Annotated in this window: 21 protein-coding genes and 1 pseudogene; 9 read left to right on the forward strand and 13 right to left on the reverse strand. The window is 72.9% G+C overall.

The window, feature by feature from the left end:
* The first annotated feature begins 77 nt into the window (after positions 1-77).
* Positions 78-830 (forward strand): TetR/AcrR family transcriptional regulator, encoded by a 753-nt coding sequence (locus tag LX15_RS06145; RefSeq protein WP_253668504.1) that lies wholly within the window; start codon positions 78-80, stop codon positions 828-830.
* Positions 831-1,682: 852 nt separating this feature from the next.
* Here LX15_RS06145 and LX15_RS06150 read toward each other — a convergent pair.
* Positions 1,683-2,651: an MBL fold metallo-hydrolase gene (locus LX15_RS06150; protein ID WP_253668505.1), complete on the reverse strand. Its 969-nt coding sequence runs from the start codon at positions 2,649-2,651 to the stop codon at positions 1,683-1,685.
* Between the two features lie 143 nt (positions 2,652-2,794).
* Between LX15_RS06150 and LX15_RS06155 the strand changes: the two genes are divergently transcribed.
* Positions 2,795-3,475, forward strand: coding sequence for a rhomboid-like protein (locus LX15_RS06155; RefSeq protein WP_253668506.1), 681 nt, complete (start codon positions 2,795-2,797; stop codon positions 3,473-3,475).
* Positions 3,476-3,492: 17 nt separating this feature from the next.
* Here LX15_RS06155 and LX15_RS06160 read toward each other — a convergent pair whose 3' ends face one another.
* Both LX15_RS06160 and LX15_RS06165 read right to left on the reverse strand, forming a co-directional pair.
* Positions 3,493-4,287: an SCO1664 family protein gene (locus LX15_RS06160; protein ID WP_253668507.1), complete on the reverse strand. Its 795-nt coding sequence runs from the start codon at positions 4,285-4,287 to the stop codon at positions 3,493-3,495.
* A 10-nt stretch (positions 4,288-4,297) separates the two neighbouring features.
* Complete coding sequence (locus LX15_RS06165) at positions 4,298-4,873, reverse strand: DUF3090 domain-containing protein (RefSeq protein WP_253668508.1); 576 nt, start codon at positions 4,871-4,873, stop codon at positions 4,298-4,300.
* Positions 4,874-5,036: 163 nt separating this feature from the next.
* Between LX15_RS06165 and LX15_RS06170 the strand changes: the two genes are divergently transcribed.
* Positions 5,037-5,975, forward strand: coding sequence for a bifunctional helix-turn-helix transcriptional regulator/GNAT family N-acetyltransferase (locus tag LX15_RS06170; RefSeq protein ID WP_253668509.1), 939 nt, complete (start codon positions 5,037-5,039; stop codon positions 5,973-5,975).
* 65 nt (positions 5,976-6,040) lie between these two features.
* Complete coding sequence (locus tag LX15_RS06175) at positions 6,041-8,017, forward strand: S9 family peptidase (RefSeq protein ID WP_253668510.1); 1,977 nt, start codon at positions 6,041-6,043, stop codon at positions 8,015-8,017.
* A gap of 71 nt (positions 8,018-8,088) precedes the next feature.
* Here the strand turns inward: LX15_RS06175 and LX15_RS06180 are convergent, their stop codons facing one another.
* Complete coding sequence (locus tag LX15_RS06180) at positions 8,089-9,549, reverse strand: MFS transporter (RefSeq protein WP_253668511.1); 1,461 nt, start codon at positions 9,547-9,549, stop codon at positions 8,089-8,091.
* A gap of 26 nt (positions 9,550-9,575) precedes the next feature.
* Between LX15_RS06180 and LX15_RS06185 the strand changes: the two genes are divergently transcribed.
* Entirely contained in the window at positions 9,576-10,091 is a 516-nt protein-coding gene (locus LX15_RS06185) for a CGNR zinc finger domain-containing protein (RefSeq protein WP_253668512.1), read from the forward strand.
* A 749-nt stretch (positions 10,092-10,840) separates the two neighbouring features.
* On the opposite strand, the gene LX15_RS06190 is transcribed toward LX15_RS06185, so the two are convergent.
* Positions 10,841-11,323 carry an RICIN domain-containing protein gene (locus tag LX15_RS06190; protein ID WP_253668513.1) on the reverse strand — a complete coding sequence of 161 codons (483 nt, stop codon included), beginning with the start codon at positions 11,321-11,323 and terminating at the stop codon, positions 10,841-10,843.
* Between the two features lie 262 nt (positions 11,324-11,585).
* Positions 11,586-11,972, reverse strand: a complete 387-nt coding sequence (locus tag LX15_RS06195) for a hypothetical protein (RefSeq protein ID WP_253668514.1) — start codon at positions 11,970-11,972, stop codon at positions 11,586-11,588.
* 471 nt (positions 11,973-12,443) lie between these two features.
* Between LX15_RS06195 and LX15_RS06200 the strand changes: the two genes are divergently transcribed.
* Positions 12,444-13,523, forward strand: a complete 1,080-nt coding sequence (locus LX15_RS06200) for a ferritin-like domain-containing protein (RefSeq protein ID WP_253668515.1) — start codon at positions 12,444-12,446, stop codon at positions 13,521-13,523.
* A 37-nt stretch (positions 13,524-13,560) separates the two neighbouring features.
* On the opposite strand, the gene LX15_RS06205 is transcribed toward LX15_RS06200, so the two are convergent.
* From LX15_RS06205 to LX15_RS06215, 3 genes are all read right to left on the reverse strand, one after another.
* Positions 13,561-14,262: a DUF5710 domain-containing protein gene (locus LX15_RS06205; protein WP_253668516.1), complete on the reverse strand. Its 702-nt coding sequence runs from the start codon at positions 14,260-14,262 to the stop codon at positions 13,561-13,563.
* The gene (locus tag LX15_RS06210) at positions 14,259-15,047 is read right to left on the reverse strand and encodes an exonuclease domain-containing protein (RefSeq protein WP_253668517.1); all 789 of its coding nucleotides are present in this window, start codon (positions 15,045-15,047) and stop codon (positions 14,259-14,261) included. Before LX15_RS06210 ends, LX15_RS06205 begins: the two co-directional genes overlap by 4 nt.
* A 107-nt stretch (positions 15,048-15,154) precedes the next feature.
* Entirely contained in the window at positions 15,155-15,691 is a 537-nt protein-coding gene (locus LX15_RS06215) for a DUF1697 domain-containing protein (RefSeq protein WP_253668518.1), read from the reverse strand.
* Positions 15,692-17,302: 1,611 nt separating this feature from the next.
* Between LX15_RS06215 and LX15_RS06220 the strand changes: the two genes are divergently transcribed.
* Positions 17,303-17,617 (forward strand): hypothetical protein, encoded by a 315-nt coding sequence (locus LX15_RS06220; protein WP_253668519.1) that lies wholly within the window; start codon positions 17,303-17,305, stop codon positions 17,615-17,617.
* Here LX15_RS06220 and LX15_RS06225 read toward each other — a convergent pair.
* Positions 17,614-18,528 carry a LysR family transcriptional regulator gene (locus tag LX15_RS06225; RefSeq protein ID WP_253668520.1) on the reverse strand — a complete coding sequence of 305 codons (915 nt, stop codon included), beginning with the start codon at positions 18,526-18,528 and terminating at the stop codon, positions 17,614-17,616. The genes LX15_RS06220 and LX15_RS06225 overlap by 4 nt on opposite strands.
* A gap of 168 nt (positions 18,529-18,696) precedes the next feature.
* On the opposite strand from LX15_RS06225, the gene LX15_RS06230 reads away from it, so the two are divergent.
* The gene (locus tag LX15_RS06230) at positions 18,697-19,857 is read left to right on the forward strand and encodes an MFS transporter (protein WP_253668521.1); all 1,161 of its coding nucleotides are present in this window, start codon (positions 18,697-18,699) and stop codon (positions 19,855-19,857) included.
* A gap of 262 nt (positions 19,858-20,119) precedes the next feature.
* On the opposite strand, the gene LX15_RS32240 is transcribed toward LX15_RS06230, so the two are convergent.
* Complete coding sequence (locus tag LX15_RS32240) at positions 20,120-20,941, reverse strand: DUF4231 domain-containing protein (RefSeq protein WP_308213414.1); 822 nt, start codon at positions 20,939-20,941, stop codon at positions 20,120-20,122.
* Between LX15_RS32240 and LX15_RS06240 the strand changes: the two genes are divergently transcribed.
* A complete protein-coding gene (locus LX15_RS06240) occupies positions 20,831-21,607 on the forward strand; it encodes an AfsR/SARP family transcriptional regulator (protein WP_253668522.1) in 777 nt (258 codons plus the stop codon). The two genes, LX15_RS32240 and LX15_RS06240, sit on opposite strands and share 111 nt — an antisense overlap.
* Positions 21,608-22,227: 620 nt before the next feature.
* Here LX15_RS06240 and LX15_RS06245 read toward each other — a convergent pair.
* Together LX15_RS06245 and LX15_RS06250 are read right to left on the reverse strand one after the other, a co-directional pair.
* Positions 22,228-23,113 (reverse strand): annotated as a pseudogene (locus LX15_RS06245) (IS5 family transposase).
* A 465-nt stretch (positions 23,114-23,578) separates the two neighbouring features.
* Positions 23,579-24,979, reverse strand: coding sequence for an MFS transporter (locus tag LX15_RS06250; RefSeq protein ID WP_308213415.1), 1,401 nt, complete (start codon positions 24,977-24,979; stop codon positions 23,579-23,581).
* Positions 24,980-25,115 lie beyond the last annotated feature (136 nt).

A 25,115-nucleotide genomic window follows, 5' to 3' on the forward strand; every position in this document is an offset into this window, starting at 1 on the left:
CTACCCGGCGTAGAAATAGGAAACGCCGTGTACTTTTGCGCCGCCGAAGAGTATCGCAACGGGGTAGGGTGTCAAGCGTGTCAGCGACGACCGGTCCGAAGTTGAGCCGGCGGGAGCGGCTCCGCGCGGAGACCACCCGCGAGATCACCGCGATCGCCCTGCGGCAGATGGCCGCCGAGGGTCCCGGCGCGATCTCCCTGCGCGGCATCGCCAGGGAGATGGGCATGACGGCGCGCGCCATCTACAGCTACTTCCCGACACGCGACGACCTGGTCACCGCGCTGGTCGCCGAGGTCAGCGCCTCACTCGCGGACGCGCTGGAGCGGGCGCGCGACGCCGCGCCCGCCACCGACCCGGGCGCGCGCCTGCTGGCCTGGGGCCTGGCCCTGCGGGAGTGGGCGCTGGCCAACCCCGAGGGGTTCCGCCTCGTCTACGGCGACCCGGTCCCCGGCTACGAAGCGCCAGCCGGCGGCCCGGCCGCCGAGGCCGCGCGCCGTGTCTGCTGTGGACTCAACCGGCTGGTGGCCGAGGCGTGCGCCGCCGGGCGCACCACGTCAACCAACGCCGCCAACAACGCCAACGACGCTGGCAACGCCGAGGGCTTCGACTGGTCCGACTTCCCGGCGAGCTACCTGGACAAGATCCGGGCCGATGTGGACGACCTCTCGCCCTCCGTGGTCGCACTCGCGTTGCGCGTGTGGGGCCGGCTGCACGGGCTGGTCACGTTGGAGATCTACGGCCACCTGGGCGCGGTGTCCACCGACCCGGCCGCGTTGTACCGGGCCGAGATGCTCGACCTCGTCGGCTCGCTCAGGTCGGCCCCCGCCTGACGCGCCACGACCAGGCCTGGCGGGAACGGCCCTAGGGTGTGTCTGACGGATCACGGAGCCAGGCGAGCAGACCAACAAGGTTCAGCCCACCAAGGCAGTCGCGGACCAGCCGGTCCTAGCGGGCGGCGATGCCGCGACAACCCTTGAACCGGTTGCAGCAGCACCCGACCACGTCCCGTGTCGATCTGTGTACTGAAGGCAGAGGGACGCCCGCCGGCCGAGCCGCGACGGCGATGGGTTCTCGACCTGGTCGTCCTTCTCCTGAAGGGTTGATCTAGTGCCGCGTCCGGGCCAGATGTTCCCGGTCGGCGCGGCTGGAGTAGCCCCTTGTCCGCGATCACCTGCTCCGGCCTGGCACGCGGGTGCGGTGACTAGGCGGTGACGCGGTGGTCAGCGGGCTCCGCGGTCGGTTTCCTGTGATCCGGCCACGCCCCCCTGTGTCACGGGGAGCTGCGCTGTGCTGGTGCACCCGGAGACAGGCTGGAGTCCACCGACGCCACCCATTCCCTGGTCAGGTCCGCCCTCGGACCTGGCCGACCAGACGACTCCACGTGCCGTCCACGCTTTCAGCGTGACCGCCGCTCACCCAGCGTCTGCCACAGAGCCCGAACCATTCCGGCACCTCCCGCCGCGACACACCCAATCGGGTCCTTGGGAAGCGATGCCCCCGATCAGGCTGAGGCGGGAACACACCACCCTGCCGCCCCGACACGGCGATCGATCCGGCAACAACGGCTCCCACACCGCCCCGCGTCGCACCGGACACCAACTCCTTGCCCAGGAACAAGGACTCCGCCCCACCCCAACAACAAGATCCACCAGACACGCCCTAGCCGTCCCCACCGGGCCTCGTCAGGAGCGGTCGGTCGCCTCGGCGGTCACCACGCGGGTCTCGCCGACCGCCAGGTCCCACAGGTCCTCCCGGTCCCGGCCCGCCTCGCGCCAGGCCGCGCGGGTCCGCAGCAGCGGGTCCAGCAACGGTTCCCCGGACAGCACGAACGTGCCCCAGTGCATGGTGGCCATCCGCCGCGCGCCCACGTCCCCGGCGGCCCGCACCGCCTCGTCCGGGTCCATGTGGACCGCCTTCATGAACCAGCGGGGGTGGTAGGCGCCCACCGGCAGCATGGCCACGTCGATGCCGGGAAGCCGCTGCCCGATCTCGGCGAAGAAGGGGCCGTAGCCGGAGTCGCCGGCGTGGAACAGCCGAGGGCCGTCCGGCGCGGTCACCACCCACCCGCCCCACAGGCTGCGGCAGGTGTCGAACAACGCGCGCCGGCTCCAGTGGTGGACGGGGACGAAGTCGAACCGCAGCCCCGCCACCTCCGCCGACTCCCACCAGTCCAGCTCCACCACGGCCCGGAACCCGCGCCGCCGGAACCACGTCCCCAGCCCGGCGGGGACCAGGACCGGGGTCGTGCGGGGCAGCCGCCGCAACGTCGGGGCGTCCATGTGGTCGTAGTGGTTGTGGCTGATCACCACCGCGTCCACCGGGGGCAGCGCGGACCACGCCAGCCCGGGCGGGGTGATCCGGCGCGGCACACCGGGGATGCGCGCCGACCACACCGGGTCGGTGAGCACGCAGGCCCCGCCCAACCGCAGCGCGTACGTCGCGTGCCCCACCCACGTCACCGAGGCCGAGCCGGACGCCAGGTCCGGCAGGGCGCCGTCGCGGCGCACCGGGATCCGGTCGGCCTCCGCCGTGGAGGCGCGGAAGGCGCCCTCGCGTAGGGCGCGCAGGATGTGCCGGGGACCGGGCAGGGGAGCGGTGAGGCGGTCGGCGAAGCTCGTCGGCCAACGACGGGTGGTCGGCGTGGTCGTCATGTCCCCAGCCTGCCAGCCGATGACCATCGTCCGCCCGGCGTGCCGGCGGTCCGCCGCGTTCGACGAGTTCGACGAGACCGGGGTCACCGGCTCGTTCGCCGCCGCCGGGCCGGAGCGGTTCGTAGCATGACGCGGTGTCAGCCGTGAGCAGCGCAGCCGTCGTCGGCCGGTTCGTGCGGCGGGCGCCGGGCACCACCCTGTGGTTCCTCGCGCTGACCGCCACGACTGTGGTCCTGGCCAGCCTGCCCGAGTGGGTGCAGGAGCGGCTGCTGGTGCGGCGCAGCACCAACCTCTACCAGCTCGCGCATCACCCGTTCCGGGTACTGGTGGCCAGCGCGTTCTGGATCTCGCCGAGCGCCGTGCTGGTCTGGCTCGGCCTGGCGCAGTTCCTGGTGATGTTCCTGGTCTTCCTCCACCCGCTGGAACGGTGGCTGGGCACCCTGCGCTGGCTGGCCGTGGTGGTCACCGGGCACGCCGGAGGCACCCTGGTCGCCCAGGGGCTGCTGGCGCTGCGGATCCACCTCGGCCAGGAGAGCCGGGCCCTGGTGTTCGGCGTCGACGTCGGCGCGAGCTACGGCGTCGCGGCCGCCGCCGGCGTCCTGGTGTGGCGGCTGGCCCGGCCCTGGTCAGCCCGCTACGGCCTGGTCATGTTCACGCTGCTGGCCCTCACGCTGGTGGTGAACCGGACCTACGACGACGTGGGGCACCTGTCGGCGTTCCTGCTGGGTGTGGCCTGCCGGCCGCTCACCCACGACCGGCCCACCTGGGACCCGGGTCAGGCGTGGCGGAGGCGGCGCGCCGCGGCGCCCCCGCCACGCGGGTGAACCGTCGGGAGCCGGGGTCAGAACGCCGGCCAGGGAATCGCCGGCCACTCCGAGGAGGGCGCGGGGAACACCCCGCCGGCCAGCAGCCGGTCCACCCGGTCCGCCACGGCCTGCACCTCCTTGCGGGTCAGGTGCTCGGCGAGCTGCTCGCCCAACGCCCCGTCGACGTCCTCACGCAGGCGGCGCAGCACCGCCACGGCCTCCTCCGGCAACGGCTCGCCGAGCCATCCCCACAGGACGGTGCGCAGCTTGTCCTCGACGTGCAGGCAGATGCCGTGGTCGACGCCGTAGACGGAGCCGTCCACCCCGTGCAGCACGTGCCCGCCCTTGCGGTCGGCGTTGTTGACCACCACGTCGAACACGGCCAGCCGCCGCACCCCGGGGTGGTCGGCGTGCGCGAGCACCGCCGGCTCGCCGAGCCGGTCGTGGGCCCGCAGCACCGCGCGCCACCCCTCGGGCACCTTCTCCGGCGGCACGACGTCGACCAGCTCCCGCTCGGGGTCGGTGTCCACCCACAACTGGACCATGCCGGGGCCGAACGGGCCGTCCCGCAGCACCGTCGGCGGCACCAGGTCCCAGCCGCTGGCCGCCGACACCAGGTAGGTGGCGACCTCCCTGCCGGCGAGGGTGCCGTCGGGGAAGTCCCACAGTGGGCGCTCGCCGCGCACCGGCTTGTACACGGCCTCCGCGGTCACGCCGTCGTGGCTGACCTCGCAGAACAGGGTGGCGTTCGACGCGTCGACGAGTCGTCCGCGCACCTCGATCCGGCCGTGCGTCAACAGCGCGGTCGCCCCCGGGTCCGCTGGGTGCACGTCGGGTCCTTCACTCGCCCTCGGCGGTCTCGACGCGCCGGTAGCCGTTCTGTCGGGGGCAGATGTGGCCGGCGGGGTCCAGCGGCTCGGCGCACAGCGGGCAGGGGCGACGTCCGGCGGCGACGACCCGCTCGGCCCGTTCGGCGAACGCGCGCGCCTGGCCGGGGGTGAGGAAGACCCGCACCGCGTCGGGCCCCTCCTCGGTGTCGTCGAGCACGACCGACTCGTCGACCTCCTCCTCGGTGATCGCGAGCAGCTCGATGACCACGGCCTCGCTCTCGGAGTCCCAGCCCAGCCCCATCGTGCCGACCCGGAACTCCTCCTCGACCGGGACCTCCAGCGGCTCGGTGTCGACCAGGTCCTCGGGGGCGGTGGCGGGCACCTCGGCGTCGAAGCGCTGCCGCACCTCCTCCAACAACGCGGTCAGTCGCTCGGCCAGCACCGCGACCTGCTGTTTCTCCAGCATGACGCTGACGGTGCGCGCGGCCTCGGAGACCTGGAGGTAGAAGACGCGATCGCCGGGTTGCCCGACGGTGCCGGCGACGAACCGGTCGGGCTGGCGGAATACGTGAATGACACGGCCCATGACGCCTCCGACCCTAGGCCACCGGAACCGGGGAAGCACCTCCGGGCGGGCCGTGTGGGCCCGTGGGTTTGTCCGCCCTGAGCGGACAGACCGTTGTCGGGGTCACACCGGCCCACCTATTGTTGACCGCGTCAACTTTCCGTGGGGGAGCCGGGAGTCCCAGGTGGCCGTTCCAGACGACCGGGTCGCCGCCGTCCGGGCGTTCAACCGCTTCTACACCAATGTCATCGGCGTGCTGCGCGACCACCTGCTGGGCACCGCCTACTCGCTGACCGAGGCCCGCGTGCTCCACGAGCTGGCGCAGGTCGGCACCAGCGAGGTCGCCGCCCTGCGCCGCGACCTCGACATCGACGCCGGCTACCTGAGCCGGCTGCTGGCCCGGTTCGAGGGGGCCGAGCTGGTGGTCAGGGAGCGCTCCCGGGCCGACGCCCGCCGCCAGGTGATCCGCCTGACCGACCGGGGGCGGGCCGCCTACGCCGAGCTGGACAGCCGCTCGGCCCGCCAGGTGCGCGAGCTGCTCGACCACCTCGACGACGACCAGCAGCGGCGCCTGACCTCGGCGATGGAGGTCATCCACACCCTGCTGGACCCCACCTTCGCGCCCGCCGCGCGACCCCGGCTCGTGCTGCGCCCGCCGCGGCCCGGCGACTACGGCTGGGTGGTGCACCGCCACGGCGCCCTCTACGCGCAGGAGCACGGCTGGGATGTGACGTTCGAGGCCGCGGTGGCCCAGATGGTGGGCGACCAGGCGACCCGGCACGACAGCGGGCGCGAGGCGGCGTGGATCGCCGAGCTGTTCGGCCAGCCGGTGGGCTGCGTGTTCTGCACGGCGCAGGACGCCACCACCGCCCAGCTCCGGCTGCTGCTGGTCGAACCCACCGCCAGGGGGCGGGGCGTGGGCGCGGCGTTGGTCGAGCGCTGCGTGCGGTTCGCCAGGGAGGCCGGCTACCGGCGGATCGAGGCGTGGGGCGAGGACGTGCTGGAGGCGGCGCGACGGCTGTACCGCGGGAGCGGGTTCGTGCTGGCGGCCGAGGAGCCCCACCGCGCGTTCGGCCACGACCTCGTCCGTCAACGGTGGGTGCTGGACCTGTCCGGCGAATGAGACAGGACGGCAGGAAGCGGCCGGGTTTCCGGCGCGGGCGCGGCCACCCGGCGTAGGGTGCGCGGGTGGCCTTGATCGCACCCTTCGGAGCGTGGCAGTCACCGATCACCGCCGAGGACGTCGCGGCGTCCTCGCGCACCCCGCAGTGGGTGGGCGCGCACGGTGACCGGATCTGGTGGGCGGAGGGGCGGCCGGCCGAGGGCGGCCGGGTCGCCCTGGTGCGGGCCGCGCCCGGCGAGCCGCCGCGCGAGGTGCTCGCCGCCCCGTGGAACGTGCGCAACCGGGTGCACGAGTACGGGGGGCGGCCGTGGGCGGTCGTGACCACCGCCGAGGGCGACCGACTCGTCTTCACCCACTGGGACGACCAGCGGGTGTACCTGGTGGACCCGGACGCGGCGGGGGCGACGCCCCGGCCGATCAGCCCGGCTCCCGAGCGCCCGCACGGCCACCGCTACGCCGAGCCGACCGTCTCCCCGGACGGCTCCGAGATCTGGTGCGTGCGGGAGTCCGTCACCGGCGACCTGCGCACCGACGTGCGCCGGGACCTGGTCGCGTTGCCGGTGGACGGCGCGGCCGCCGAGGACGCCTCGGCGGTGCGCGTGCTGGCCGCCAGCCACCACTTCCTGTCCGGCCCCAAGCCCAGCCCGGACGGCCGGCACGTCGCGTGGTTCGGCTGGAACCACCCGGCGATGCCGTGGGACGGCACCGAGTTGTGCGTCGCCGAGCTGACCGGCGGCGTGTTCGGGCCGCATCGCGTGGTCGCCGGCGGTCCGAGCGAGGCGGTCTGCCAGGTCGAGTGGGACGGCCCCGACGCGCTGTGCGCGCTGACCGACCCCGACGGCTGGTGGAACCTGCACCGGATCGGGCTGGACGGCACCGTGCGCAACCTCCACCCGTGTGAGGAGGAGCTGGGCGGGCCGCTGTGGCAGACCGGCGCGCGCTGGTTCGCCCGGCTGGGCGAGGACCGGTACGCGGTGTTGCGGGCCGGGCGGCTGGCCGTGCTGGACGCCGCCTCGGGCCGGTTGACCGACGTGGACTCCGATGTGGACGGAGCCGGCGGGGTGTGGGGCGCGACCCTGACCGCCGTCGGCGACGGCGTGGCCGGCGTGGTGTCCGGGCCCCGGCGGCACCCGACCGTCGCGCGGGTCGACCTGGCCACGGGCGAGCTGGTGGCGCTGGGGGAGCAGCCGTCGGCGCTGCCGGACCCGCGCTACCTGCCCGAGCCGGTCCAGCGGGTGTTCCCCGGCCCCGACGGCCAGGAGATCCCCGCCTACGTCTACCCGCCGGCCAACCCCGACTACGAGGGTCCCGGGGGGGAGCGGCCGCCGTACCTGGTCCACGTCCACGGTGGACCGACCGGCCGGGTGTTCGGGGTGCTCCAGCTCGACATCGCCTACTTCACCAGCCGGGGCGTCGGCGTGGTGGCGGTGAACTACGGCGGGTCCACCGGCTACGGCAGGGCGTTCCGGGAACGGCTGCGGGAGAACTGGGGCGTGGTGGACGTCGCCGACTGCGCGGCCGTGGCCGAGGCGTTGGCCGCCGAGGGCACCGCCGACCCCGAGCGGTTGGCGATCCGGGGCGGCAGCGCCGGCGGGTGGACCACGGCGGCGTCGCTGACCTCAGTGGGCACCTACCGGTGCGGCACGGCGATGTTCCCCATCCTCGACCTGACCGGCTGGTCCGAGGGCGAGACCCACGACTTCGAGAGCCGGTACCTGGACAGCCTCATCGGCCCGTTGCCCGAGACCGCCGACCGGTACCGGGACCGGTCGCCGGTGAACCGGGTCGACCGGTTGGCGGGGCCGATCCTGTTGTTGCAGGGCCTGGAGGACGAGATCTGCCCGCCGGAGCAGAGCCTGCGGCTGGTCACGGCGTTGGAGGGGCGCGGCATCCCCCACGCCTACCTCGCGTTCCCCGGGGAGCAGCACGGTTTCCGGCGGGCCGAGACGATCGTGACGGCGTTGCAAGCCGAGTTGTCCTTCTACGGTCAGGTGTTGGGCTTCGAGCCCTTGGACGTGCCCCGACTGGAGCTGCGTCGCTGACCTGCCCGCCGCCCCGGCGGTCCTGACCCGCCCACACCGCGCGCGTGGACGGGTCAGGACCGGGTGAAGGGTCAGGTGTGGTCAGGCTGGCTCGGCTGACGCGACTGGTCCGACCGGTCTGCTTGGTTGGGCTGGTCCGATCGGTTCTGCTGTCGGGGCCGGCGCAGCAGGTGCGCGGCCACGAGCCCGCTGGCCATGGCCAGCGCGGCGCAGCACAGCAGGGTCTGGACGACCCCGCCGGTCGTGTCCTGGCCGTGGCCCCGGTAGATCGTGCCGCACAGGGCGATGCCCAACGCCAGGCCGAGCTGGCGGGAACTGTTGGCCGCCGCGCCCGCCGTGCCGCCGTAGCTGGGTGGCACGGCGGCGATGGCCACCGCGGGGAAGACCGGGGACACGATGCCCGCCCCGAAGCCGGTGATGACCAGCATGGGCAGCAGGGCGGGCCAGCCCGGGGCGGCCAGCACGAGCACCGCCGCGGCGCAGCCCAGTCCGATGAGGACGGTCGCGCCGCCCAGCACCAGGCTCGGGGCCGGACGGTGCAGCCGGTCGCTGAGCAGCGCGGAGACCAGGAAGAACACCACGACCTGGAGGGCGAGCACCACGGAGGTGGCCGTCGGCCCCAGTCCGGTGGTCTCCTGCAACCACAGGGACACCACCGGCAGCGCGCCGAAGGCGGCGAAGTAGTAGCTGAACGCGACGACCAGCACGCCGACGAACGCGCGGGTGCCGAACAGCGACGGCGGCACCATCGGGGCCCGGCTGTGGCGTTCGACGAGGACGAACCCCACCACCGCCAGCGCGGCCACCCCCGCGCCGACGAGTGTTCCCGTCGCGCCCCAGCCGTGGTCGCCGCCGTTGATGACGGTGTAGGTCATGGCCGTGGCCGCCAGGGTGAAGGCGACGATGCCGGGGACGTCGACCCGTTGGCCGCCGGGCGGACTCTCCGCCAGCGAGGTCACGGCGAGGATCAGGGCCGCCACGCACAGCGGCAGCGAGGCGAGGAAGATCCACCGCCACCCGAGGAGGTCGGCGAGCACTCCGCCGGCGACGGTGCCCACGGCGCCGCCCGCGCCGGCGACCGTGCCCCACACGGCGAAGGCCCTCGCCCTGGCCTGGCCGTGGTAGGTGAGGCCGACCAGCGGCAGGATCGTGGCGAACATCGCGGCCCCCGCCACGCCCTGGGCCGCGCGGGCGGCGACCAGCGCGGTGACGGAGCCCGCCACTCCGCAGGCCAGTGTGGACAGTCCAAAGGCGACCAGTCCGGCGAGGTAGACCCGCCTGCGGCCCAGCGCGTCGCTCAGCGAGCCCATGCCGAGCAGCAGCCCGGCGAGCGCGACGGTGAAGACGTCGACCACCCACTGGAGCGCGGTGAAGTCGCCGCCGAGGTCCGCGCCGATCCTCGGCAGCGCCACGGTGACGATCGTGGTGTAGAGGACGAGCAGGAAGGTGCCGAGGCAGGCGGCGACCAGGGGGCGCCACGAGACGGGTGTCGCGGTCGCCGGGGGTGCGGGGGAGTCGAGTGAGGCGGACATGCCCAGCACGATGATGTAATGGTCTTGTGCAGGAAAACCATTACTACGTCGACACCCTGCGCCTGGTGACCGACCTCACGAACACGCCCGTGACCGACCTGGCGGACCTGCGGGAGCGGTGCGCCCGCATCAGGCTGGACATCCCGGCGCGCCCTCGGGACCTGGCCGAGGTACGCGCCCTGGTCGGGCGCTGGGTCGAGATCGTCGACGCCGCCAGCGAGGAGCGCAGGGTCGCGCTGCTCAACGCCCTGCTGGCCGAGGCCGCCGCGTACCCGAGGATCACCGACCACGACGGGACGGGCTGGCACCTGCACTACCGCGACGACGACGTCCCCCTGGCCGCGGCCCTGCGGGCGGTGGTCTCCGTCGCGGCGGCGCAACACCTCACCGCCACGGGGATGCACCGGCTGGGTCGGTGCGCGCTCCCAGAATGCCGGTTCGTGTTCGTCGACTTCAGTCGCGGCGGACGGCAGCGCTACTGCTCGCGGGTGTGCGCCAACCGGGACGCGGTCCGCCGCCACCGGCGGAAGACGGCGCGGTAGCCGAACCCCGCACCCCCGTCGGGCTAACGACTCGTCGGTCCGGGTCAGGGGTGATTTCCGCCCGGCGGTGGCCGCCGGTCACCCGCGCCTCATTCGGGGCGACCAGCCGCTGCTTCTGGGCGTCCACGCCCTCCGAGGGGAGACACTCCTGTCCGTGATCCTGACCGCGACCGCCCCCCACCCCGGCGGGCGACACCGCGCTCCGGCCGGTGATCCGACCGCTGTACGTCAACCTGGCGATCAAGCGCCGCCTTCGCGGCGCCTAGCGTTCGTGTTCCGGGACGGCATCCTCGACTACCAGGTGGCCACGCTCGCCGGCGGCGACGTCCGCGCCCGGTCCACACTGGAGGACGTCCTGTGGATCCGGCCGGTCTCGGTCCTGGTCGTCGGGGCCGTCTGCCTGCGCCTCGCCACCCGTCTCCGGAGGGGGCGGTGCTCCACCTACGTCCGGGGTGTTGCTCTTCGCGGCGCTCGGCTGCGCCGGGCAGGTCTTCATGGTCGTCAGCGCCCAGTTCCCGCTGTGGATGAGGATCGGCCACCTCGCGCAGGCGTGGTGCTGCTGACCCTGCTGTTCGCCGTCACCCGGCCCGCGGTGCGGGCGCACTTCGCAAGGCGCGCACTCGGTGAGAACCGGCGGCTCCTGTGTGACGGTCGAGCCCTGATCGAGCCAACGGGGCGGTGATCACACCAGAGCGGGGTGGCCGCGGTGGTCGGGACCGCGCGCCCCTGGCCACCGCGGCCACTCGGTGTCACTGCTTTTTGACCAGCCAGCGGTCGCGGGCGTCGTCCACCGAGCAGCCCGCGCCGACCATCATGTTCCTGTTGCCCTGGAAGAGACAGCGACCGCTCGTCACACCCTGGATGAGGACGAAGGGTGCGATCTTCGGGTCACTCACGATCCGCCACCGCTGCTCGGCCTTGCCGCCGTCGCAGGGACTGGTGGTGGGCTTGAACCCGCTCAACTCCGCGCACCGGCCGGTGGCCACGCCCTGGAGGGTGAACTCGCCGTTGGACTGCCTGGCCAACCGCCACCGCTGGTAACGGTTCTCCATGTCCCGGGTGCAGTCCTTGACATAGACCTTTCCCTCCGCGTCGTGGTCCAGGCACTGACCGAAACGATGGTTGCTGATCTCGAACCGGGTGTCGGCCCCGGCGGCCGAGGCCGGGGGCGTCAGGAGTCCGGCGGACAGCAGGCCGAGGAGGGCCGACAACACCACGTGCCGACGTCGCATGGAAGGGTGTCCTCATTCCTGGTCCCGTCGCCCGCGCCCACTCGACGGCGCGTGTCCACAGCGGACGGAACCCGTGCGAGGAAGGTCTAATGCCTCCTCGTTCGAGTGAGCCAGCGTCCCGAGGCATCACCACCCGTTCGAGGAACGAGAGCACGCGGAAGAACCAGGGCGGGGGCGCCGTCGATCACTCTCGATCTTGGTCGTTGTCGGGTCAGGCAAGGAAGGGCGCCCGGGACCGCCCGGCTCCGGGACGACACGCCGGTCATCGGGAGCGCCGCCGCGCGGCCAGGAAGAACCCGGCGAGGACGAACATCGCGGCCACCGGGACCAGGACGCCCAGCAGCACGAGCCCGACCCACGACACGAGCACACCCATCAGGTCCCACGGCTCGTCGCCCATGGCGTGCTGCACCACCGTCACGGCGGCGCTCAGCACGGCCAGGACCATCAGGGTGCCGAGGCGGATGGAGACCCGCAGGTCCCGCACCCGGGGACGCGGCGGCGCTGGTGACGCGGGGGTGGAGGCTTCGGGGTGCCACGCGGGCACGTCGGCCGCCTTCGGCAGGTGCTCCAGGCGGCCGACGACGCCGTCGAAGGAGTGTGGCCACGAGGGTTCCTCGTCGTCGCTGGGGTGATGTGCCCGGGGCACGCGCTCATCTCTCCTCGGTAGACCGACTCTGGGGGCATGGTGACCGGTCGCCGGAGCGGGGAAAAGTCCACAGAGTCGGCACTGGCGCTGGTCTTCCGCCCGTGGTGGGGAAGCTGGCGGGGGCGCTCGGCGGCGGCTGGCCGGCGTCCCCACCACCATGACCAGTTCCGCCGGGCGCGCTCGCGCCTGCCGTGGTGGACCTCGACCTCGACGGCGAGAGGCGAGGGCGACGGTCGCTCTGTGCACAGAGGACCGGCAGTGCGCAGAGGACCGACAGCGCCGACCGGCTTCTCGTGTCGCTCCCGCATCGGAGCGGCCAGGTTGGCGCGGTCCCCCCTCCGTGTTCGCGGACTGCGGCCGGTGCGCGCCTCTGCGACCGTGGTCGGGGCCGTTGGCGCTGCCAGGGGAGCCAGTGCCGCCGGACGGGTGAACGCGAGGACCGGGGGTGCGACCGTGACGACCGTGACGACCGTGACGTCGGAGAGGAACGCGGCCATCGTCCAGTTGATGGCGGTGCCGGACGAGAACGTCGACCTGGACTGGCTCCGCCAGGCGTTGCAGAACGCGTTGTTCCTGGAGCTGGCGACGATCCCGCCCTACGCGTGCGGGCTCTGGTCGATCATGAGCCCCGAGGCGGACAGCGCGGTGCACCGCACGATCCGCGAGATCATCTTCGACGAGATGTCGCACCTCGGGCTCGTCGGCAACATGCTGTCCGCGATCGGGGGAGCGCCCGTCCTGTCCGACCCCGCCCGGCTGCCCCACTACCCGGGGCCGCTGCCCGGTGGCGTCCGCCCCGAGGTGGAGGTGCGCCTGACCGGGCTGACCCGGTCCGCGCTGGACATGTACTCCGAGATCGAGAAACCGGACCAGCCCCTGGCGCGCGGGGAGGACCACACCTCGATCGGCGCGTTCTACCGGAGGATCAGGAAGGCCTTCGAGGACCTGGCGCCGCCGCTGGACACCCGACGCCAGATCGAACAGGCGATGCCGAGGCACGGCCCCGGCAACGACATCGTCGCGATGCGGGACCACGGGACCGTGCTCACCAGCATCGACGTGATCACCGAGCAGGGCGAGGGCACCCACACCTCGCCGAGCAGTCCACAGTGGACCCCCGAGGGGGACCTGTCCCACTACTACGCGTTCCGCGAGCTGTACCACGGGCGCAGGCTGGTCAACGTGGACGGCAGGTGGGTGTTCGCCGGGGACCCGGTCTCCCTGCCCCGAGCGCACGCGGTCGGGGAGGTGCCGGCCGGCGGATGGGCCGCCGACCCGGTGAACAACCCGACGGGGCGGCCGGTGGCCATGGCCCTCGACGCGTTCAACGCCGCCTACTCGTCGATGCTGCTGTCCCTGGAGCAGGCGTGGCGGACCGAGGACGGGGGCCGGCGCGCCCAGCACGTCCGGGACGCGATCCGGTCCATGGGCGAGATGCGGTCGTGGGGGAGGCTGGTCATGCAGGTCCCGCTGCCCGACGGCAGCGGCTGGCACTACTGCCCGGAGTTCCGTCCTCCGCTGCCCGGTCTGCCTGGCCCGCGCACCGCCTGAGCGGCCCCTCGTCCCGTCCGCGGGGGTTGGGTGTGGTTCACCGTCGCTGGTGGTCCAGCGTGCGTTCGGCGATCACCGCGCGTTCCCGTGCCCCCGGTGGAGGAGCGAGGGTGATCCCGGCGGTGGTGAGGATGCTCAGATCCAGCTCCCAGACCACCTGCGACCGCTGGCGCCACACCGCGAACGCCTCGGCCACGTGCGCCTCGGCCTCGGCCGGGCTCATCCCGGTGACCTGGCGCAACTGTGCCAGCGCGGCCTGCCGCAGTCCTCGCACCTCCGCGAGCCCGAAGTGGGTGGTGGTGTGGCAGGGCGTGCACAGGCAGATCAACCGGCGCAACGCCTGCACCCGGCGGCCCTCGTCGTAGGACCAGCGCTCGTGGGCCTCCAGCCACCGGCGGCTCGTCCGGTCCTCGCCCTGCCCGCACGCCTCGCACCGGTGCCCGGCCCTGCCGAGGATCATGCGACGCAGCCGCTCCCAGTCCCTGGGGACCACGCAGGAGCGGACGTTGGTGAACCAGCACGAGGAGGGCACCAGGTCGACGAACAGGCCGGAGCCGAACGACCGGTCCTCGCCGGGCAGCAGGTCCGGCACCTCGGGCAGGGCGGCCCACCGTTCCAGCGCGGCGATGCCGGACCTGGGCGCGTACCAGCGGCGCGCGGCCGGGTCCCAGCGGGCCCCGGCCGCCTTCGCCTCGTCCTTCTCCGGGAACGGCACGTCCAGCCAGATCCGCTCGGTCACGCCCCCAGCTCCTCCGACAGGGTCGTGGACGACGGCGCGCGAACCGGCCACTGGTCGGCCCCGGCGCGCTCACCCTCGGCGCGGGACCGCAGCTTCGCGGCTTCGGCCGGGTCGCTGGCGCGGGCCGCGAGGCGGTCGAGGTAGTCGGCGAACCCCCTGGCCTGCTGCGCGTGCCAGACGCCCTGTCGTTCGTGCAGTTCCGCCAGGGGAACCTGGCCGACCTCGGTGGGGAAGCGCTTGGCCAGGCGCCACGCGAGGCGGGCGCACGCCAACGCGTCGCCGGCGGAGGTGTGCGCGTGGTCCAGTCGCACCTGGTAATGCTCGCACAGCGCCTCCAGGTGCCGCTTGCCCTTGCGGTAGCGGTCGAGGTGCCGGTCCAGGCACATCGGGTCGACCACCGGTCCGGCCACCGGGAACGGGCGGCGGTGGTGCCGCCACAGCTCGGCGGTGAGCAGGGACAGGTCGAATCGGGCGTTGAACACGCATAACGGGACCCGCGGCGACCAGACCTCGGTGAGCGCGTCGGCGATCTCGGCCACGACGGTGGCCGCGTCCCGGCCGTGCTGGCGGGCGTGCTCGGTGCTGATGCCGTGGATGGCGGAGGCCTCGGCCGGGATCTCCACGCCCGGGTCCGCCAACCAGGTGCGCACCTGTGGCGGCTGACCCGGGGTGATCGTCACGACGGTCGCCGTCACCACGCGGTCGGTGGCGGGGTCCAGGCCGGTGGACTCCACGTCGAAAGCCACCAGTGGGCCGTCCGCCCAGGACGTGGGGGAGGAGATCACCTCCAGAACGTAACCAATGGCACCGACAGGGGGAAGATCGCCTCCCCTGCGAGGGGACGCGGGGTGACGCCGCGTCGACCGGGGGAGTCTGTCCACTATGGACTTGATCAGGCTCGGTCCTCGGCCATCGCGAGCAGCTTGGTGACGGTGTTCCAGTTCCGGGCCGTGGCCGGGGCCTTCAGGAGCCGGTCGAGGACCTGCGGCAGTCGCGCCCGGTGGATGCCGTCGGGCAACGACAGGTACAGCTCCCGCGCGCCGAGCCGCACCTGCTCGGGCGCGTAGGCGGCGGGATCGAGGGTGTCGAGCAGGGCGGGGTCCGGCGCCCGGTCGAGGAACGACACCAGGAACCGGGCCGGGTCGCCCACCTCCAGTGGGTTGCCCTCGACCACGGCGCGCAGCTCCTCGGCGGTGCGGACCATAACCTTCACGGTCAGGTCCAGCTCGCGGTGGATCGCCCGCTCGATCTCGGTCGCCACCTCGTCGGTGGGCCGGTCGGGAGCGGTGAACACCGCGTTGCCGCTCTGGAGGTGGGTCCTGACCTCGGTGTGACCGAGTCCGGCCAACACCGCGCGGAGGTCGGCCATGGCCACCTTCTGGCGTCCGCCGACGTTGATGCCGCGCAGCAGCGCCACGAAACGGGTCATGTCCGGGTCCTCCTGTGGTGCCCCGGGGTGCGCGCGGCCGCGTCGACCGCGTGGGGCGTTCTGTCGGGTGGGGGTCTTGTTCAGTATCGGTCGAGGGTCTGACAGATTCGCTGGTCAGCGGCTGGCATCGGGGCGAGCCCCCGTCGTCGCGAACGGCGGACTTGGGGCGGCACCTGGGGCGGTACAGGGCCGACTTGTCATAGCAGGTGGCGACCGCAGGGAACTGCTTGAGCCGGCGTGCTGGTCATGGCGTTCCAGGATGGTGACCCGAACGCCGCGACGCCGCATGGTGTGGATGGCGCGACTGGTGTAGCCCTTGCCCACGATCTCCCGATGTGTGCGGGTCGCCGGTCGGCCATGCACCCGCGAGAGAGGTCTTGGTTGACGGCCCGCCGCGGGAGGGCCGATAGCGTGATCAACCGGTTCGCGCCGGCGGTGTGCTGGTGGGCGCGTACGGTGTCGGAATCGGTCGCCGTGTCGGGGCGGCCAGGTGATGTGATCAAGCCTCAGCCTGATCGGGGGCATCGCCTCCAAGGGCGGCACGGGTTGTGCCCCTGGTGTAGGCGCCGGAACGGTTCAGGCTCTGTAGCAGACGCTGGGTGAGCGGCGGTGACGCTGAAGCGTGGATGGCACCTGGAGTCGCCTGGTCGGCCGGGTCCGTGCGAGGGCGGACCTGGCCAGGGAGCGGGGACTGGGTGGTGTCGGTGGGCTCCAGTCTGTCTCCGGGTGCACCAGCACAGCGCAGCTCCCCGTGACACAGAGGGCGTGGTCGCATCACAGGACTCCGACCGCAGAGCCGGCTGATCACCACGATCCACCTCCGCTGTCGACGACAAGGGGAGGGTCGCCGTCGATCTTGCTCACCGCCGGCAACGCCACGACAGGCCATCGTGTTCGAGGATGGTCTGGCCGATATCCGCGTTACCCGACCGGTCGCCGCGCCCGCGTACCAGGCCGGAGCGGGTGATCACGGACAAGGGGCTTCTCCAGCCGCGCCAACCGCGAGCACCTGGCCCGGACGCGGCATCAGATCGACTACCCAGGAGAAGGGTGGTTAGGTCAAGAACCCGTCGCCGTCGCGGCTCGCCCGGCGGGCGTCCCTCCCGCCTTCAGCAAGCGGATCTACCAGCGACGCACCGCCGTCGAGCGCTGCTTCAACCAATGCAAGGGCTGTCGCGGCATCGCTACCCGCTAGTGCGTATCCTCAAAGTTGGTGTGGTTGATCAGCTTTGATCCCGCATGGTGGTGCGCAGGCACGAGTTCACCGACGAGCGATGACAGGCGATCGAACCGACCCTGAGGGTGGCGATCGACTCCAGCATCGGGCGATGCGCACCAGCACGCCGCCGGCGCCCGCCGCACCTTCGCATCCCACACCGGGGAAGGGCCGATCGTGCGGCGGGCACGGTGAGCAGGCTGATCACGCCGTCAGGTGCTCCCCGTGGAGGCCTCACCACGAAGATCCCCTCGCGTGCGACGGCCATGGCCGGCCTCTGTCGGTGGTGTTGACCGGTGGCGACATCAACGACCGCGCGCTGTTTGAGCAGGTGATGGCCGCAGTCGTGTTCCGGCGCCCCGGGCCGGGCCGACCCGCCACCCGGGGCGAGCCGGGTGATCGCGGACAAGGGCTACTCCAGCCGCGCCAACCGCGAACACCTGGCCCAGACGTGGTGTCAGATCGACTACCCAGGAGAAGGGGAGATCAGGTCGAGAACTCGTCGCCGTCGCGGCTCTACCGGCGGGCATCCCCACCCCTTCAGTACGCAGATCGACCAGCGACGCATCGTGGTCGGGTGCTGCTTCAACCGGTGCAAGGGCTGTCGCGGCATCGCCGCCCGCTACAACTGGCTGGTCCGCGACTACCTTGGTGGGCTGAAGCTTGTTGACCTGCTCGCCTGGCTCCGTGATCCGTCAGACACGCCCTAGGCGCTCAGGGCGTCGGCAGTCGGCTCGGCCACCTCGGACAGCACCTGCGCGAACGCCCGCACGCGTGCGGTCTCGTGGTCCCTGCACCAGGTCAGGCCCAACTCCGAGTCCGGAAGACCGGTCACCGGGACGAACGTCAAGGCGTGACGCCGGTGGTACTCGGCGGTTGGCTGGCAGAGCAACAACGCTCCCCGGTTCGCCGCCGCCAGGGTCAGCCCCTCCTGGAGGGTGTCCATGGTCGGACCGGCCGGGATCGGCCGGCCCGCAGGGGTGGTGGTGGGAGCCAACGTGGCGCGCCAGTACCGGGGCGCGGCACTCCGCACACCGATCAGGACGCAGTCGCCGAGTTCCTCCGCCGACACCGAGGAGCGCCGGGCGAAGGGGTGGCGGGACGAGACCGCCAGGGTCTGCTGCCCCCGGGAGAACACGGCCCCCACGACCAGGTCCTCTTCGGCGATCGGCATCAGGACCGCGGCCAGGTCCACCTCGCCCCGGCGCAGCGGGCCGAACGGGTCGGACAGCGGCACTTCGGTCATCTCCACGGCGCACCGGGGATACCGCTCCTGGAACAGGGCGACGGCGTTCATCAGGTGGTCGTTCGCGGTGCACTGGAAGCCCAGCCGCAGGGAGCCCTCCACACCACGGGCGGCGGCCCTGGTCGTGTCGAGCACCGCGCGCAGCCCGTCGTAGGCGGGCCTGAGGCCGGCCAGGAACTGCTCGCCCAGCGGGGTCAGCCGCACGCGCCGGCTCGTGCGTTCGACCAGCCGCGCGCCGACGCGCTGCTCCAGCGAGCGCACCAACTGGCTCACCCGGCCCTGGGTCAGGTAGAGCCGCTCCCCGGTCCGCCCGAAGTGCAGTTCCTCGGCGAGGACGAGGAAGCACTCCAGTTCCCGGATGTCCAGGCCGCTCATGCGCCGCTGTCCCTTCCGCCGGTGGCCGCCGGACCGTTCATTGATGAGCCCGACTAATCGAAGCATGAGAGACCGGTCGTTGTTCCCCGACCGACGCCCCGGTTGCCTGAGGCCATGACACAGACAGCCTCAAGCGCGCCCCTCCGCGTTCCCCGGGAGGAACCCGGTGTGTCCCCGGGGCGCGGCTGGGCGGCCGTGGCGGCGGTGGCCGCGGCCACCTTCACCGTCGTGACCTCCGAGATGCTGCCCGTGGGGCTGCTCACGCCGATCAGTGGGGATCTCGCGGTCAGCGAGGGGGTCGCCGGCCTGACCCTGACCGGCACCGGGCTGGTCGGGGCGGTGGCCGGGCCGCTGGTTCCGCTGCTCGTGGGTCGGACGGACCGCCGCACGGTGCTGTGCGCGTTCATGCTGGTGCTCACCCTCGGCAACCTGCTGACCGCGTGGGCGCCGCACTTCGCGGTGATGATGGCCGGTCGCGTGCTGGTGGGCGTCGGGATGGGTGGTGTCTGGGCGCTGGCCGCCTCGCTCGCGCCGAGGCTGGTGCCCGCCGCGGCCGTCGGGGCCGCCACCTCGGTGGTGTTCAGCGGGGTCGCCGTCGCGTCGGTCCTCGGTGTGCCGGCCGGGACGTACGTGGGCGAGGCCGCCGGCTGGCGCGTCGCCCTGGCCACGGCCGGCCTGTTGGCCCTGGTCGTCACGATCGCGCTGGCCGTGCTCCTGCCGCGGCTGCCCGTGGACCAGGCGGTGCGGCTGGGCGGGATGGCGAGCCTGTCGCGGGAACCGGCCGTGCGGACCGGTCTGGTCGTGCTCGCCTTCCTGATCGCCGGCCACTTCGCCGCCTATACCTACGTCCGACCCGTGCTGGAGAAGGTCTCCGGGGCCGAGCCCGCGGTGATCGGCGCGTTGTTGCTGGCCTACGGCGTGGCGGGCGTGGTCGGGAACTTCGTGGGCGCGGCCGGGGCGGGACGTTCGCCCCGCGCCACCCTGCTGGTGATCAGCGCGGTGCTGGCCGCCGCGGTGCTGCTCTTCCCGGGGTTGGGGACCTCGGTGACCGCCGGCGCGGCGCTGCTGGTCGTGTGGGGGCTGGCCTACGGCGGCGTGTCGGTCTCGACCCAGACCTGGCTGCTCGCCGCGGCGCCCCACGCCAGGGAGGCGGCGTCGGGTCTGTTCGTCGGCGTGTTCAACGCCTCGATCGCCCTGGGCGCCGCGCTCGGCGGACGGGTCGCGGACGGGCTGGGTGTCACCTCGGTGCTGTGGGTCGGTGGTGTGCTGGCCGTCGGGGCCCTGGTGGCCACCCTCTTCGCCCCCAGGGTCGGTGGCGCCTCGGGGTGAGGGGAGCCGAGGTCGGGGACCAGACGGGGTTCCGGGCCCGGCGGACACGACCAAGGGCCGTGTCCGCCGGGCCCTCGCCCGTCCCGTGACGGCTCCGTCGGACTGGGTGGGGCGCCCTGATCTCGGCGGGGAGGTGTTCGCGTCGATCGGGTTGCCCGGTGTGGAGTGTGCGGTTCGTTCCGTCACGGTGACGTCACTGGTGCGGCGTCCCGGGGCAGGAGCCGACAGCGCGGCTCGACGCACGGCCGAGTCTGGCGGGGCCTCAGCCCTCGGTGCGACCGTCGAGCCGGGGTGGGAAGGGCTCGGCGGCGGCCGAGCGGCGGGACGCCCCCCTGCCCGCCTCCTGCGCGACGAGATCCTCCACCGTCCTGACCAGCGTGAGGTCGGCGTCCTCCCCGTCGTAGGGGCTGGTGCCCGCGCTCCAGCGAACGACCTCCCGTTCCAGCGCGAGCGATGTCGTCCCCACGCGCACCCACCCCTCCTGCGGACGCAGCACCTGGCGCAGTCCGGTCAGGACGGTCACCACGATGCCGAGAACGGCGGGGACGGCGGCGGGCGCTCCGAGCGCGGCGGTGGCGGGATCGCCGCCGCGAACACCACGATCGCGCTCTCCACCAGGTAGTTGGCGCGACGGTGCCGGCGGAGCTGGCCCTGGTACAGCCGAGGCGGGCGCGCACGCTGGCCGGCAGGGGACGACCGCTGACGTGGCGCGTCTCCAGCCAGTCGCTTCTCGGGGCTGTTCCCCTGCGCTGATCTTGTCCGTGGGTCGCGTCGCACGGAATCCTCCCGTTCCCGGTGGCCAGGGCGGGTCGCGACGACGCCCCCGAACGCGCTGGGCCGACCGGATGAGGGAGAAAGCTGGCGTTTGGTCCAACAGGTTCAACTTTCCGCGCGCACCGGTCGGTCTCCTTGACGCGGTTCTTACGGCGGAACAGCCTGGTTGACGCGAGCGTGCGTCCGGTGGGGGGCAACCATGGGTCTGCGTGTTCGACCAGAAGAACCAGGCACTGTCAGCGCGAACCGACCGTTCCGGCTGTGCCTGCTGGGTGGGTTCCGCCTGGAACTGGGCGGGACCGCCCTGCACCCGCCGCCCAGTTGCCAGCGGTTGCTGGCCTACCTGGCGGTGCACGGCGTGGTCAACCGCGCGGTGCTCGCCGGGGTGCTGTGGCCCGACGTCACCGAGGACCACGCGTACGGCAGCCTGCGCACCACGATCTGGCGGTTACGGCGGTACGCGTGCGACCCGCTGGACATCGGACGTCAGCAGCTCGGCCTCGCCCGGTCGGTCTGGGTGGACATGCGGGTCCTCACCGCGCGGGCGCGTCGGCTGTTGCGCCCCGACACCAGGGTGTCGGGTGAGGACCTCGACCTGGCCGGTCTGAACGGCGGAGAGCTGCTCCCCGGCTGGTACGACGACTGGGTGCTGTTCGAACGGGAGCGGCTGCGGCAGCTCCGCATCCACGCGATGGAGGCGTTGTCGCGCCGGCTGTTGCGGGAGGGACGGCACGCCGAGGCGTTGGACGCCGCGCTGGAGGCCGTGCGGCTGGAACCCCTGCGGGAGAGCGGCCACCGCTGCGTGTTGGCTGCCCACCTGGCGCAGGGCAACGTCATGGAGGCGTTACGGCACTACGAGGTCGTGCGGTTGCAGTTCGCCGCCGAGCTGGGTGTCGCCCCCAGCCGGGAGCTGACCGCCCTGATGACCGGGGCGTTGCGTTCCCACCGTCCCACCGCGAGCGGCAGCGCGCGCTGAGGTCGGTCCGGGCGTGAGGAGCCGCCACAGACATTCCGCTGTCGGGCGCGGAGACCGCCGACGGTTCAGGTGCGCCGTCAGCCCGATGAAAGAGGTGGGACTCGTGGCCACGACTGGCCACGACGACGACCACGCGCTCCCACCTCGCGTCGAGGGTGTCGAGGACCTGACCGGGGAGCGCGCCGGTCTGGGAGGACACCTCGGGCGAGGAACCGCTGTTCGCGTTGCTGCCCGACCCTGGTCTTTGTGGGCTTCCCGCGTTCGGCGACCGCTACGGCAACATGGCCGCCCACGGCGAGTACCGCCCCGAATGGACGTGGTGGTGCCGCGCGACGGCGTGGTCGTCGCCCGCGCCACGCCTGGTGAAGCGGGCCGGACGACGACAAGCCGTTCGCGCTGGACTAGTTCGACTTCACCGACCCCGACGCGGCCGTGCGCCTGCTGCGCGCTGCGCCACTGCGCGCCGAGTACTCCCTCCGCCTGCCCCCGGCATGACGTGAAGCCCCCGACGTCACGCGCCGCGCTCTCCCGCATGGACACCGCGCGCGAAAACCAGCCTGTCCCTGCTCGTCGAGCGCTACCGCTACCGGTGGACGCCGGACTGCGGCCTTCCCGACCACCTAGGGCGTGCCGTGTAAGTCTGTGCGGAGCCAGAGGACCGTGGCGGCGATGGTGAGTTCGGCCCGGAAGTAGGCAGCTCGTGTGGTGTAACGGGTAGCTAGGCCGCAGAACTGCTTCAGCCGGTTGCAACAGCGCTCGACGACGTTTCGACCCACACAGACGTTCTGGTCGAACCCGGGCGGCCGGCCCCCACAGGAGCCTCGCGGGCGGCGGCGGGTGATCTGGTCAGGGCGTTCCGGACTGGTGAACCCGATCCCGCGCGGTCGCGGCGCGGCTCGGGTCGACGGATGGGAGGAGGCCCTGTCGGCGATCACCTGCTCCGGTCTCGTGCGTGGCCGGCCGGGTCCATCCCGCCGCGCCATGATCGCCTCCAGCGGTGGCGGCAGGGGTGGGTTGTCGCCGGCCTGGGGTGTGCGGGATCGACATCGGTAGGCCACGTCCGTCGACGGTGAGGTGGGGTTTTGCTGGTCAGCTCGCCGCGGGATCGGCCGAGGGCTTCGCCGTCGGGCGGCGAGCCGTTCGGTCCACTCGCTGGCGCAGCCCCCCTTTCGGGCGCCGGTTGTGTGGTGGTGAGCCTGGGGGTGGGTCGAGTCGACGCTGATCGTCCACTGGAGTCGCGCCGACGGAGTCGTCCTTGACGATGACCTTGTCGAGGATGCGCTGCCAGGTGCCGTCCGTGGTCCAGCGGCGCAGCCGTTCGTGCGCGGTCTTCCACGGTCCGTACCGGTCGGGCAGGTCCCACCCCCGAGCGCCGGTGCGCGGCTTCTTCAGGATCGCGGTGATCACCTGTCGGTGATCCCGCCATCCGCGGCCACGCCCCGACACCGGCCACAGCGGCTGGATCGCCGCCCACGCCCGATCGGTCAGGTCACCGCGGCCAACGATGCGCCAGAACTCGCAGACACCCTGATCACTGACTTACAGGAACCACCTGGTCGCTTGGAGTTCCGACCCGAACCGGACGACGCGGTGTTCCTCGACGTGTTTCGGCGGGTTCACCCGGGGCAGCCTCGACGCCCATGCCCACGCCCGTCGCGCGATCGCCGAATCCGGTCTCGACGCGGCCGCACGGGAGGATCTGGACCTGCTGCTCTGGGTGCCCAGCCCGCGCGAGTGGTGGCGCCTGGCACACGCCCGACGGTGACCTCGTCGGCTTGGTCGTGCTCTGCCGCAACCACCAGGACCCGGTCGTCGTCACCAACACCCCGATGGCGGCGGTGTTCGGGAAGGCGGGCTACCCCGTGTCCCGGCACCGCGTCGACGTCGTCTGGCGGGCCGGCGGAAACGTGAGCGCTCCCCGGCGGGAGGCCGGGGAGCGCTCAACGCGTGTCGTCGGGGTTCGGGTGGGGATCAGGCCTCCGCGGTGGCCAGTCGCGGGGCGCCGGCCGAGACGGGAGACGGGGCGGAGGACGGGACGGACGTGGTCACCGCGGGCACGGTGGTGACCAGGGCCAGGCCGGGCAGGGGTGCGGTCTGCTCCTCGGCGGCGACGGCGGGGACCGACGCGCCGGGTGCGGTGGACGGCGCGATCCGGGTGAAGCGGGGCAGCCACTGCGGGCGGCCGAGCAGCATCACGCCGGCGACCAGGGTGGCCACGCCGGTGACCACGCCGGCGCTCTCCAGCGCGTGGCCGGGGCCGAACCGCTCGCACAGCCAGCCCAGCAGCGGCCCGCCGACCGCGCCGGCGGCGGCGGCGACCATGCCGTGCGCGGCCACGACGCGGCCACGCAGGTCCTCGGCGGTGTCGAGCTGGACCCGGGTGCTCAGCGTGGTGTCGATGATCACCGCGCCCGCGGCGATCGGCACCAGGAAGGCGGCGAAGGTCCACAGCCCGCCGGAGGTGCCGCTGACCGACTGGAGCACGCTGGTGGCGCCGGCGGCGACGAGCAGCAGCTTCACCGACAGCTCGCGGCGCTGCGCCGCCAGGATGCCGCCGAGCACGGTGCCGACCGCGAAGACGGTGGACAACATGCCGTAGCCGGCGGGGCCGGCTCCCAGCGGTCCCTGGCTCATCGCGGCCATGGTGACCTGGTAGTTGCGGCCGAGGCTGGAGAGCACGAACGCCAGCGCGAACAGCGTCAGCAGCGTGCGGTCCCGCAGCAGGATGCGCAGGCCCGCGCGGACACCGGCCCGCTCGGGGGTGCTGGTGGCCAGCGGGTGCAGCTCGTCGGGGCGCACGACGAACATCGCGCCGATGACGACGAGGAAGCTGGCCGCGTTGAGCAGGAACAGCACGGACTCGCCGGTGACGGCGACCAGCACGCCGGCCAGGCTCATGCCGAGGATGCGGCCGGCCGAGCTGAGGATGGAGCCCAGGGCGAGCGCGTTGCCCAGACCCTCGCGGCCCACCACCTGCGAGCCGAAGCGGCCCATCGCGGGGCCGTCGAACACACCGACGAGGCCGGCGCCGAAGGTGAGGGCGAAGATCCAGCTCAGCGGGGCGTGCCCCGCGGCGAGCACGGCCATGCCGACCGAGAGCAGGGCGTGCGCGCCCTGGGTGATGACCAGGATGCGTCGGGCGGGGAACCGGTCGGCCAGGGCGCCGGCCCACGAGCCCAGCAGCAGGGTGGGCAGCGCCTGGAGGAGGATGGCGCCGCCGACCGCGCTCGCGGAGCCGGTCCGGGACATGACGAGCCAGTTGAGGGCGATGACCTGCATCCAGGTGCCCGTGACCGAGACGAGGTCGGCCAGGGCCCACATGCGGTAGTTACGGAGTTCCAGGGCGCGGAACATGGGCGGCAGACGCCGCACGGCAGATCCCTTCCTTACGAGGTCCGCCGGACGGCGTCGCGGGGGCAGCGACATGAGGACCGGTTCTCGCGGCCGTCGGGGGGGTGGCTGGGAGAACTGCTATCCGGCGATGACCGTGGCACAACGTAGCCAGCGC

This window comes from Streptoalloteichus tenebrarius, assembly GCF_024171885.1.
GTDB classification, from domain to species: Bacteria; Actinomycetota; Actinomycetes; order Mycobacteriales; family Pseudonocardiaceae; genus Streptoalloteichus; species Streptoalloteichus tenebrarius.

Excerpts from the sequence above, each read along its gene's own strand:
- LX15_RS06190 (WP_253668513.1), bottom strand. The coding sequence starts at position 11,323 with ATGCGACGTCGGCACGTGGTGTTGTCGGCCCTCCTCGGCCTGCTGTCC.
- LX15_RS06150 (WP_253668505.1), bottom strand. The coding sequence starts at position 2,651 with ATGACGACCACGCCGACCACCCGTCGTTGGCCGACGAGCTTCGCCGAC.
- LX15_RS06215 (WP_253668518.1), bottom strand. The coding sequence starts at position 15,691 with ATGACCCGTTTCGTGGCGCTGCTGCGCGGCATCAACGTCGGCGGACGC.
- LX15_RS06180 (WP_253668511.1), bottom strand. The coding sequence starts at position 9,549 with ATGTCCGCCTCACTCGACTCCCCCGCACCCCCGGCGACCGCGACACCC.
- LX15_RS06240 (WP_253668522.1), top strand. The coding sequence starts at position 20,831 with ATGGGTCTGCGTGTTCGACCAGAAGAACCAGGCACTGTCAGCGCGAAC.
- LX15_RS06165 (WP_253668508.1), bottom strand. The coding sequence starts at position 4,873 with ATGGGCCGTGTCATTCACGTATTCCGCCAGCCCGACCGGTTCGTCGCC.
- LX15_RS06225 (WP_253668520.1), bottom strand. The coding sequence starts at position 18,528 with ATGAGCGGCCTGGACATCCGGGAACTGGAGTGCTTCCTCGTCCTCGCC.